We start from the raw sequence: 10,596 nt of genomic DNA on the forward strand, positions 1-10,596 counted from the left end.
AACCTCAATTAAATAATAAAATTCTGTTTGAATAAATCAGGATTATTGACTAACAGTGAATCTCTTGCATCCCTATACAGAACAGCCTGATCCATATAATCATTAGCTTCATAACCATAATTTGTGCCAGTATAATTATAATTTATTTTAAAAGAATCAATAGCATCTTTTAATTTATCAACAGCCAATAATTTCAATTCCAGTTCCGAAATTGCATCATCAATATACTCCTTATGCACACTGTTAACATCCGAAGTGAAGTTATCTTTCAAAATATACAATTTGGATAAACTTTCATTATAATAATTTCCGGCAGAAATAGCCTTATTCATTGATTCTTGATAATTTTTATCATTAACTAGATTGACAGCATCATTATAATCATTGTCTCCATTAACAATGCCATCGCTAATTTCAGGCATTAATTTATTCATATTATCAATAGAACTATCTATAAAGACTATTGCTGCTGAAATAAGAACTAGAACAAAAATAAAAATTATTACTTTAGTATAGTTTGACACGATATAAAATATATAAAATAAGTTATTTAAAATTTTTTATATTAATGAAAAAATAAAAAAAGAAGTTTAAAAATTGATTTTAAACTTATTCACTAGCCCAAAGGCCGTGTAAATTACAGAATGCACATGCTTTTACATCATCAGTTGATGATACTGTGAAAGTTGCTTCTGCAACATCACCTGGTTTGAAACATTTTGCGAATTGTTCATCACCAGCTTCCACAATCAAGAATTGAATGTAGTGGTCATCATCCATTGGGTGAGCAGCTTCTCCGACTTTAACGGTTACTTTGTCACCATCAATTTCCACAACAGGTTTGTGTTTAGGAGATTTTTCTCCTTCGGTTTGCACAGGAATTTCAAGCATGTGGTCATTGCAAGTATTTTCATCACCGATAGCTAAAACCTGAATAATACTTCCACATTCTTCACATTTTAAAATCTTTGCCATAATAAAACATCTCCATATTTTAATTAAAGATTATTTTATATTTCAAAGTATTTTAAACTATTGATTATTTTCATAATAATTCTCAATAGCTGCCTGAAGACCGTCAGCCGCAAGGTTAGAACAATGCATTTTAATCGGTGGAAGACCATCCAATTCATCTGCAACATCATTTCTGGATATCTTTAAAGCTTCATCCAATGTTTTTCCAGCAGCGATTTCAGTAATCATACTGCTTGTTGCAATAGCTGCTCCGCAACCGAATGTTTGGAAAGATATGTCTTCAATGATTTCATCATCGTTAACTTTAATGTAAATTGTCATCAAATCCCCACAGGTAGGGTTTCCTACAGTTCCAACGCCGTTTGCATCTTCCATTTTTCTGCAGTTTCTTGGGTTGGCAAAATGATCCATAACTTTTTCTGAATAATCCATAATTAACACATCCTACAGTCATTACCATGTTTTTTACACATTACGCCATCATAATCAACTTCCTGATTCCAAAGAGGTGACATCTCCCTTAATCTGGAAACGGACTCGGCAATAACATTCACAAATTCATCAACATCAAAATTATCACTTTCCGGAGCCAGTGAAATTCTTAAAGACCCATGAACATCAACGGGATCAAGGCCTAAAGCAGTCAGTACAGGGGAAGCTTCTAAAGTATTAGAGGAACACGCTGAACCTGTAGAAGCCTGATAACCTTTAGCATCCAATAAAAGGATTAATGATTCACCCTCAATAGCTTTAAATCTAAAGTTGACAAGGTTTGGTAATCTATTTTCTTTATCCCCATTTAAATATGCCTCAGGAATAGTATTAAGCACCTTGTCAATGAGTTCATCCCTAATTGAAGATAATTTCTCATAATGTTCATCCAATTGCTGGCTGGCTAATTCGCAAGCTTTTCCAAACCCAACGATTCCAGGGACATTTTCAGTTCCTGACCTGATGCCTCTTTCCTGGCCTCCTCCATGGATAAGAGGAACAACTCTAGTTCCCTTTTTGATATATAATGCACCAACACCTTTTGGACCATTGATTTTATGTGAAGATAAGGATAGCAAATCAACCTTTAGTTTCTCAACATCCACTTCCACCTTACCGAAACTTTGTACCGCGTCAGTGTGGAACTTAATTCCTTTTTCACGAGCTATTTCACCAATTTCTTCAATTGGTTGAATTGTACCAAGTTCATTGTTTGCATGCATAACGGTAATTAAAATGGTTTCAGGAGTTATTGCTTCTTTTAAATCCTCAATACTTATTATACCGTTTTCATTTACTGGAAGGTAGGTAACTTTAAAGTCAAGAGATTCTAAAAATCCTAAAGTATTCTTAACAGCGGGATGTTCAATATTGGTTGTAATGATATGTTTACCCTTTTTAGCCAATTTAAAGGCTATTCCTTTTATGGCCAAATTATCAGATTCTGATCCCCCGCTTGTGAATATGATTTCTTCAGGTTTGGCATTAATCGCATCAGCCACCCTTTGGCGAGCCTGGTCTAATGCTTTTTTAGATTCACGACCAATTTTATAAAGAGTTGAAGGGTTTCCAAACTCTTCGCTAAAATATGGTTTCATTTCTTCAAAAACTTCTTTGCTAACTTGTGTAGTTGCTGAGTTATCTAAATACATCCTTAATCTCCAAATTTACATTTCTTAATAATTTTAAAGTTTACAACCAGAATCCTCACTCAAGACTGTCTAAAGCCTGACTAAGATCTTCTATTAAATCATCAACGTCTTCTAAACCTATTGAAAGTCTAATAAAGTCAGGTGTCACACCAGTAGCTTCCTGTTCTTCAGGAGTTAATTGCTGATGTGTTGTACTTGCAGGGTGGATTGCAAGGCTTTTTGCATCACCGATATTTGCAAGAATTGAGAATAATTCCAATTTTTCAATGACTTTTCTTCCGGCCTCTTCTCCGCCTTCAACACCAAAACCTAAAATACCTGCAAAGTTATCTTTTAAGTATTTTTTGTTGATTTCATAGGTAGGGTGAGATTCCAAACCAGGATAGTTTACCCATTTGACTTTAGGATGGGATTCCAAGAATTCAGCCACTTTTAATGCATTTTCAGAATGCCTTTTTACACGTACATCCAAACTTTCAAGTCCCTGCAGGAAAATGAAGCTGTGAACAGGTGCTTGAGTAGCTCCCAAATCTCTTAAGAGTCTTGCTCTTGCCCTTACAGTAAAAGCGATATTTCCAAGTTCAGGAACATCCCCAAATGCATCCCAAAATACTAATCCGTGATAACTTGGATCAGGTTTGGTGAAATTATTGAATTTTCCGTTTCCCCAGTTGAATTTACCTGAATCTACAATGTATCCCCCAACGGCAGTTCCATGACCGCCGACATATTTGGTTGCGGATGCTGCAATTACATCAGCGCCATGCTCCAATGGTCTGACCAATCCAACACCCACGGTATTATCCACAATCAATGGAATGTCATGAGAATGAGCAATTTCTGCAAGTGCTTCAAAATCAGGAACGTCCAATTTTGGGTTTCCAATAGATTCAACATAAATTGCTTTGGTTTTTTCATCGATTGCATCTTCGAAAGCTTGTAAATCTTGAGAGTTGACAAACTTAACATCACGTGCCAAATCCTTGAAAGTGTAATTGAATAACTGATATGTTCCGCCATAGAGGTTATCTGCAGAAACGATATTGTCTCCAGGTTCGGTTACATTCAAGATTGCATATGAAATCGCTGCAAGACCACTTGATGTTGAAATACCTGAGTTACCGCCTTCAATGGCAGCAATTCTTGCTTCAAATACATCACTGGTTGGGTTTGTAAGTCTGGAATAAATTTGTCCAAACTCTTGAAGGGCGAATCTCCTTGCAGCTTCATCTGAATCTTTAAATACGTATGAGGTAGTTTGATAAATCGGAACTGCTTGAGCCCCTGTCGCTGGGTCTGGTTGTTGTCCTGCACGTACACCTAATGTTGCTAATCCATAATCTTTATTTGCCATTAATAATCACCTTAATAATTCGATTTTTAAATAATATATCACGTGTTATATTACTATATAACAATAGTTATTTTTTATATATAAATGTTTTGATATGCCTAAATAAAACATCAAAAAATTAAATATAACTGCTGTTATACAAATATAACATCTGTTATTTTTAGTATATAAAGGTTGTTATATTTTAGTTGTGAAAAATCATTTTTCATCTAACTTTTTATTTAAGTTAGATATTTCCTCTTTTAATTCCTTAAGCTCTTTTTCAGTTGCATCTAATTTTTCGTTAATCGATTTGAGTTCCTCACTACCTTCATTTAATAACTTTTTATTGAAATATGATGCCATGGATCCTGTGACTGCACTGAATATCAACACACCACCAATAAGAAGAATTAAACTGATTACCTTTCCAATCATAGAATTAGGCAAAACATCACCATAACCTACCGTTGTTAATGTAGATAAAACAAACCATAAAGAGTCAAAAAGACTGTTCATGCTTGGGTCAAACAAATACAAGCCAAGTGTGAATGAAATGATAATAATTAAAAAGATACCAAAAATTTCATCCAGATATGTATCTTTTAGAAATACATTTATGACTTCAAATAATTGTACAAACAAAATTAGGATTCTGATGAACTTTAAAACTTTCAGCACGGATAGTACACCGGCAAATGAGAGGAACGGAAACAACAGCAAATCAAATGGTATTCCTGCAATAAATTCCGTGAAATTAGATCTGAAGAACTTTTTTTTATTTTTGGCTTTAGAGAATCTAAAGAAGAATTCAATAAGCAATACTGCACATAGGCATGCATCAAAAATAATTAAATTATAATATGATTTAGTAGATAAAGTAATAACTAATGAACTAGTTAAAAAAATCAAGTCAAGCAATATCCATATGGATAAACCAAATTCATAATAGTTATTCAATTTTTCATTCATCAATTAATATTTAGAAAATTACTAATTAAATAAGTATTGATAAAAATTAAAAAAAATAGTGGAAGGAGAAAAATCTCCTAGTCATTAATCTCATAACCTAAAGATTGTAAATCATTCCTAATCTTATCTGATAAGTCATATTGCTTGTTGGCTCTTAGTTCGGATCTTACTTCAGAAATTACATCAAGCAAATCATCACTTCCGGCATTAACCTCTTCAGTTTCAAAACTGACGCCGAAAATATGGCTTGCATCATCCAAAAATGCCTTAATAGCTATTTTATCCTCATCAGACAAATCATCCAATTCATTTTTAGAATCATTGATTAGGCCAAAAATGGCTGCAATGGCTTTCGGAGTGTTAAAGTCATCATCCATACTGCTAAAGAATTCCTCAGACCATTTATCCAACACTTCATAATCAGAATTAATCTCTTCTGTAACTTCCACATCCAACAGTTCATAGTATTTTCTGATTCTGTCTAAACTTTTTGCAGACTGATGTAGGGAATCCTTTGAAAAATCAATCGGACTTCTGTAGTGAGTTGATAAAACAAAGAATCTGAAGGTTTCCGCTTCGTAGTCTTTTAATAAATCACGTATGGTAATAAAGTTATTTAGTGATTTTGACATTTTTTCTCCATTGACATTTAAAAATCCGGTATGCAACCAGAATTTTACCATTGGGGCTTTGCCTGAAACCGCTTCCATTTGAGTGATTTCCGCTTCGTGATGTGGGAAAATTAAATCCAATCCTCCACCGTGAGCATCATATTGAGGTCCGAAGTAGTATTCAGTAATTGCAGTATCTTCAATATGCCATCCCGGCCTTCCGTCTCCCCATGGGGATGGCCATGTAGGTTCGTCTACTCCCTCACGTTTTTTCCAAAGAGCAAAGTCTTGAGGATTCTTTTTGGTGGTCTCAGCAATGTCCCTGTGGGACTCCAACTCTTCAACATTCCTATTTGATAATTTACCGAATTCAGGGAACTTATCTATTTCAAAATAAACCCCATCTTCAGTTTCATAAGCGTAACCCTTATCGATTAATCTTTGAATCTGGTCTAAAATTTCATCAACATGATCAGTTGCTCTAGCAAATAAATTGACGCCATTGACATTTAATTTGTTCATGTCTTCAATATATCTTTTTTCAAACTTACGGGCCAACTCATTAGCGGGAATTCCGCTTTCCTTTGACCTATTGATTATTTTATCATCAATGTCAGTGATGTTCTGAATATAAAATACTGCAAATCCTTTGTATTCCAGATATCTTTTAATTGTATCAAAGGAGATGTATGTCCTCCCATGACCTATATGAGCATCATCATAAACAGTAGGCCCGCAAACAAACAAGTTAACTCTGTTTTTATTTATAGTTTCAAAATTTTCTTTACTGCGAGTTAATGTAGAATAAACATCCATAAAAATATCTCCATAAAAAAAAATCAATAATTAAGCAAAATAAAGGCAAGTGAGGGATTTGAACCCCCGTATTATGGTCTGCAGCCACACACCTAAGCCACTCGGTAAACTTGCCATTAAAATTAAAGTATAATAAAATATTGGTTATTAATAGTTTAAATACTTTACTATGAATTCCAATATTTTAGCAATTTGCTGTCTCAGAACCTAAACAAGATTGGCAATCTTCACCAAGCTCAGACTTGTCAATGTTAAGTTGATTTAAAACATCTGCAGTTTCAACATGTTTACAAATAGCACATGTTCTTCCAATCAATTGAGCTTTTGTAGCTGTTCCATCTGCCAACTCCTGAGCAAAATCTTTAACCATTCTTCTGACATTATCATCAAGTTTAATACCACTGCCACGTTTATCAGTAATATATTGAGATACTGCAGGCTGTGTTATATCCATAAGTTCAGAAACATCTTTTTGCCTCATACCTAAATTTAAAAGTTCTTTAGCTAATTCTGACCTAATTGCTGGTATTACATACCATACAACGATTTCACAAGGCGGTTTCATAAAAAATCCCTTCTATTTTTTAAACAAATCCTCTAATTCTTCTTGTTCATCTCTAATGTCTTCTGCCAAACAAATCTCATTTTTATCAAATAAGATTTTAATTTGTTCATCATTTTCTTTAAGGTGTTTTTCCAAAGTTCTAATTGCATCAGCAACAGGGTCTGGAAGTTTTCCGTGATTAAGATCAACTTCTTTGTAGGAAACACCTTTACATTTAACAATACGACCCGGAACACCTACACAAGTTGATTCAGGAGGAACATCCTTTAGTACAACTGCACCAGTACCGATTTTTGAGTACTCTCCAATTGTAATGTTACCCATTACCTTAGCACCTGCACCAACAATTACTCCGCGCTCAAGTGTAGGGTGTCTTTTAGTCTTTTCAGTACTGGTTCCACCAAGAATTACCCCTTGATAAAGCAATACATCATCACCAACTACTGCTGTTTCCCCAACAACAACACCCATTCCATGGTCAATAAATACTCGTTTACCAAATGTTGCGCCGGGATGAATTTCTATCCCTGTAATGAATCTTGCTAAATTAGAATTCATACGAGCCAATAATTTTAAAGAATGATTCCATAGCCAATGACTAACCCTATGGAATATTAAAGCATAAAATCCTGGGTAACATAGGAAAATCTCCAATGTAGACCTTGCTGCAGGATCTTTTTGTTTAATTGCTTTAATTTCATCCCTCAAATTATTAAACATTGATAAACCTCAAATTGATATATTTTAAATTATATAACATATGGTATATATAGTTATTCTTATTCAAACAACCATTCTACAGAGAGGTATCTTTCACCATTATCAGGTAAGATGGCTATTATCCTTTTACCTTTGTTTTCTTCTTTTTTAGCTAATTCTAAAGCAGCCCAAGTTGCTGCTCCAGAAGATATTCCTGAAAATATACCTTCTTTTTTAGCAAGTGCGAGTAAGGTATTTCCGGCATCCTCGTTTGCAACCGGAATAATTTCATCAATGACATCAGCATCATAAATTGAAGGAACAAATCCTGCACCGATACCTTGGATTTTGTGAGGTCCTTTTTCACCTTTTCCTAAAGTCTGGGAATCTTTTGGTTCGACTGCAACGATTTTTACATCAGGAACTTCCTTTTTAAGGACTTTACCAATTCCAGTAATTGTTCCACCAGTACCTACACCACCGATTACAATATCGACTTTTCCTTCAGTGTCCCTTAAGATTTCCTGAGCAGTGGTTTCAGCATGGATTTTTACATTAGCTGGGTTGTCAAATTGACCTAAGATAATTGAATCAGGAGTTTCTTCTTGTAATTCATTAGCTTTTGCAATAGCTCCGCCCATTCCATCAGCACCAGGAGTTAAAACTAATTCTGCACCTAAAACACTTAAGAATTTCCTCCTTTCAATGGACATGGTTTCCGGCATGGTTAAAATTAATTTATAGCCTTTTGCAGCTGCAGCAAATGCAAGTCCAATACCTGTGTTTCCGCTTGTTGGTTCGATGATAGTGGAACCTGTTTTGAGTAAGCCTTTTTCCTCTGCATCTTCAATCATTGCAACCGCAACACGGTCCTTGACACTGCCTGTTGGATTGAATGATTCTATTTTTACATCCACTTCTGCTTCTAAATCTTCAGTTAAGTTGTTTAATCTTACAATTGGAGTATTTCCAATAGCATCAGTAATGCTATCCAAAACTCCTCTTTTTAATTTTGGAATATTTGCCATAATTTTTATCTCCTATACATTAATTGTTTTAAAAGGCATATTTAAAAGGGTAATTTTAAAGTCAATATAACATAAGTTATAATAACTATTGTTATATAACAATGTTTTAGTTTATAAATGTTTTGGAAAAACTAAATTTTCAAGTCTTGAAATATTAAATATTCTCCTCAAAATAATCACATATTTCAGTGCATGGACAGATTTCACACTGAGGCCCGATCGGTTTGCAGATATTTTGGCCGAATTGAACCATCAAATCATTTAGCTTAACCCACAAATCCTTTGGAGCGATTTTTGAAAGTTCCACTTCAGTCTCTTCAGGTTCTTTAGTATCAACCAATCCCAACCTATTTGAAATCCTGTGAACATGGGTATCTACCGGAATAGCCGGCAGGTCAAATGCAAATACCAACACACAGTTTGCAGTTTTACGGCCAACACCCGGAAGCTTAACAAGTTCATCTAAAGTATCCGGAACTTCCCCATCATATTCATCGATAAGAATCTGTGAAACCTCCTGAATTCTTGCTGCCTTAACATTATAAAACCCTGCAGGTTTAATCAGTTCCTTTACATCATCAATTGGCGCATCAACAACCTCATAGATGTCCTTGTATTTGGAAAATAAGTTTTCAGTGGCTTGGTCTGTATTTTCATCCCTTGTTCTTTGAGAGAGAATTGTTCTAACCAGCACCCTATAAGGATCATGGTCTAAAAATGTTCTTATCTCAAAAGTCTTGTCCAATTGATTAACTAATTCAATAACACGTTCCTCTTTATTCATCTAACCAGCTCCAGTTCAAATCCAAGTTCTGCCATTGATTCAATGAAATTCGGGAAGGACACATCAAAAACTTCCCCATTTGTAATTTCTATATCATGCTTAAGCCCGATTAATGAAAAAGCCATTGCCAATCGGTGGTCTCCATGAGAATCGACTACACCTGAAGACACACCCCCGGTTATGCTCATTCCATCTTCGCGTTCGACTAATTTACAACCTAACTTTTCAAGTTCGCGGCAAGTTGTATCAATTCTATCAGTTTCCTTGACTCTTGCATGGGCAACTCCAGAAATGTTGGTAGTTCCTTCAGCCATTGCGGCCAATACTGCAACGGTAATTAATAAATCAGGAGCATTAGAAAGGTCAACATCAATAGCTTTCAGTTGTCCGTTGGATCCTATTTCAACATAATCTTCACCACGAACTAACTTGGCACCCATCTGTTGCAGGATATCCAAAATTACTTTATCCCCTTGTTTGGAATTTCTAAATAAATTTTTTATTTTGGCTTTTCCACCATTAATGGCTATCAATGCCAAAAGATAAGATGCAGAGGAGTAATCCCCCTCAACAGTGTAATCACAAGCGATATAATCCTGTTTTGTAACCTTAAACTCATCAATTCTGCAGCTTTGATGCTCCTTATCGCAATTATCATGCTTTAGATAATAACCCCTGAGTGTTTTAACGCCAAATCTCCTCATAATATCCCAAGTCATATTGACATAAGGCTTTGATTTGAATTCCGGCAACACATACAGAGTGACACCCTGATTGGATAATGGTGAAGATATCAAAATTGATGAAATGAACTGTGAGCTGACATTGCCATAAATATTAGTTTCACCACCACAATAACCCGGTTTGATTAATATTGGTGCCTTTTCATTATCGTTTAATGATATTGTATCGATTCCCAAAGGTTGTAAAGCTCCCATCAGCAATCCCATCGGCCTTGTTTTCAAAGAATCATCACCTGTTAAAGTGACTTCATTATCACTTAATGCAGAAACTGATGTCATTAATCTTAAGGTAGTTCCTGAATTTCCCAAATCTATTGGCTCTTTTGAAGAATTATGAAGTTTACCCCCAGTTCCAAGGACCTCCAAATAATTATCAGTTTTATTGATTTGTGCTCCAAGGGCCTTGCATGCTCTAATTGAAGCTAAA

The 10,596-nt window shown here is 34.9% G+C and carries 12 protein-coding genes and 1 tRNA gene; all 13 read right to left on the reverse strand.

Going from position 1 to position 10,596, the window contains the following annotated elements; genetic code table 11:
* Positions 1 to 8: 8 nt before the first annotated feature.
* Positions 9 to 434, reverse strand: coding sequence for a hypothetical protein (locus ACJMLZ_RS08855; RefSeq protein WP_405305257.1), 426 nt, complete (start codon positions 432 to 434; stop codon positions 9 to 11).
* A 175-nt stretch (positions 435 to 609) separates the two neighbouring features.
* A complete protein-coding gene (locus ACJMLZ_RS08860) occupies positions 610 to 975 on the reverse strand; it encodes a desulfoferrodoxin family protein (protein ID WP_405305258.1) in 366 nt (121 codons plus the stop codon).
* Positions 976 to 1,032: 57 nt separating this feature from the next.
* Positions 1,033 to 1,407, reverse strand: a complete 375-nt coding sequence (nifU, locus tag ACJMLZ_RS08865) for a Fe-S cluster assembly scaffold protein NifU (RefSeq protein WP_405305259.1) — start codon at positions 1,405 to 1,407, stop codon at positions 1,033 to 1,035.
* 2 nt (positions 1,408 to 1,409) lie between these two features.
* The gene (gene nifS / locus ACJMLZ_RS08870) at positions 1,410 to 2,618 is read right to left on the reverse strand and encodes a cysteine desulfurase NifS (RefSeq protein WP_405305260.1); all 1,209 of its coding nucleotides are present in this window, start codon (positions 2,616 to 2,618) and stop codon (positions 1,410 to 1,412) included.
* A 55-nt stretch (positions 2,619 to 2,673) separates the two neighbouring features.
* Positions 2,674 to 3,972, reverse strand: a complete 1,299-nt coding sequence (locus ACJMLZ_RS08875) for an O-acetylhomoserine aminocarboxypropyltransferase/cysteine synthase family protein (RefSeq protein WP_405305261.1) — start codon at positions 3,970 to 3,972, stop codon at positions 2,674 to 2,676.
* A gap of 198 nt (positions 3,973 to 4,170) precedes the next feature.
* Positions 4,171 to 4,923: a potassium channel family protein gene (locus tag ACJMLZ_RS08880; protein WP_405305262.1), complete on the reverse strand. Its 753-nt coding sequence runs from the start codon at positions 4,921 to 4,923 to the stop codon at positions 4,171 to 4,173.
* A 77-nt stretch (positions 4,924 to 5,000) separates the two neighbouring features.
* On the reverse strand, positions 5,001 to 6,350 hold the full coding sequence (gene cysS, locus ACJMLZ_RS08885) for a cysteine--tRNA ligase (RefSeq protein ID WP_405305263.1): 1,350 nt from the start codon (positions 6,348 to 6,350) through the stop codon (positions 5,001 to 5,003).
* A 43-nt stretch (positions 6,351 to 6,393) separates the two neighbouring features.
* Positions 6,394 to 6,465 (reverse strand) — tRNA-Cys (locus tag ACJMLZ_RS08890).
* Positions 6,466 to 6,534: 69 nt separating this feature from the next.
* Positions 6,535 to 6,915, reverse strand: coding sequence for a transcriptional regulator (locus ACJMLZ_RS08895; protein WP_405305264.1), 381 nt, complete (start codon positions 6,913 to 6,915; stop codon positions 6,535 to 6,537).
* Positions 6,916 to 6,927: 12 nt separating this feature from the next.
* On the reverse strand, positions 6,928 to 7,635 hold the full coding sequence (gene cysE / locus ACJMLZ_RS08900) for a serine O-acetyltransferase (protein WP_405305265.1): 708 nt from the start codon (positions 7,633 to 7,635) through the stop codon (positions 6,928 to 6,930).
* Positions 7,636 to 7,694: 59 nt separating this feature from the next.
* A complete protein-coding gene (gene cysK / locus ACJMLZ_RS08905) occupies positions 7,695 to 8,642 on the reverse strand; it encodes a cysteine synthase A (protein ID WP_405305266.1) in 948 nt (315 codons plus the stop codon).
* A gap of 154 nt (positions 8,643 to 8,796) precedes the next feature.
* A complete protein-coding gene (gene nth, locus ACJMLZ_RS08910) occupies positions 8,797 to 9,426 on the reverse strand; it encodes an endonuclease III (RefSeq protein WP_405305267.1) in 630 nt (209 codons plus the stop codon).
* Positions 9,423 to 10,596 (reverse strand): 3-phosphoshikimate 1-carboxyvinyltransferase (gene aroA, locus ACJMLZ_RS08915; RefSeq protein WP_405305268.1); only part of this gene is annotated, 1,174 nt, incomplete at its 5' end. The genes nth and aroA, both read right to left, overlap by 4 nt.

The sequence above is a fragment of the Methanobrevibacter sp. genome, assembly GCF_045126245.1.
GTDB lineage: Archaea > Methanobacteriota > Methanobacteria > Methanobacteriales > Methanobacteriaceae > Methanocatella.

Coding starts and splice junctions, on each gene's coding strand:
- ACJMLZ_RS08855 (WP_405305257.1), bottom strand. CDS start 434: ATGAATAAATTAATGCCTGAAATTAGCGATGGCATTGTTAATGGAGAC.
- ACJMLZ_RS08860 (WP_405305258.1), bottom strand. CDS start 975: ATGGCAAAGATTTTAAAATGTGAAGAATGTGGAAGTATTATTCAGGTT.
- nifU (WP_405305259.1), bottom strand. CDS start 1,407: ATGGATTATTCAGAAAAAGTTATGGATCATTTTGCCAACCCAAGAAAC.
- nifS (WP_405305260.1), bottom strand. CDS start 2,618: ATGTATTTAGATAACTCAGCAACTACACAAGTTAGCAAAGAAGTTTTT.
- ACJMLZ_RS08875 (WP_405305261.1), bottom strand. CDS start 3,972: ATGGCAAATAAAGATTATGGATTAGCAACATTAGGTGTACGTGCAGGA.
- ACJMLZ_RS08880 (WP_405305262.1), bottom strand. CDS start 4,923: ATGAATGAAAAATTGAATAACTATTATGAATTTGGTTTATCCATATGG.
- cysS (WP_405305263.1), bottom strand. CDS start 6,350: ATGGATGTTTATTCTACATTAACTCGCAGTAAAGAAAATTTTGAAACT.
- ACJMLZ_RS08895 (WP_405305264.1), bottom strand. CDS start 6,915: ATGAAACCGCCTTGTGAAATCGTTGTATGGTATGTAATACCAGCAATT.
- cysE (WP_405305265.1), bottom strand. CDS start 7,635: ATGTTTAATAATTTGAGGGATGAAATTAAAGCAATTAAACAAAAAGAT.
- cysK (WP_405305266.1), bottom strand. CDS start 8,642: ATGGCAAATATTCCAAAATTAAAAAGAGGAGTTTTGGATAGCATTACT.
- nth (WP_405305267.1), bottom strand. CDS start 9,426: ATGAATAAAGAGGAACGTGTTATTGAATTAGTTAATCAATTGGACAAG.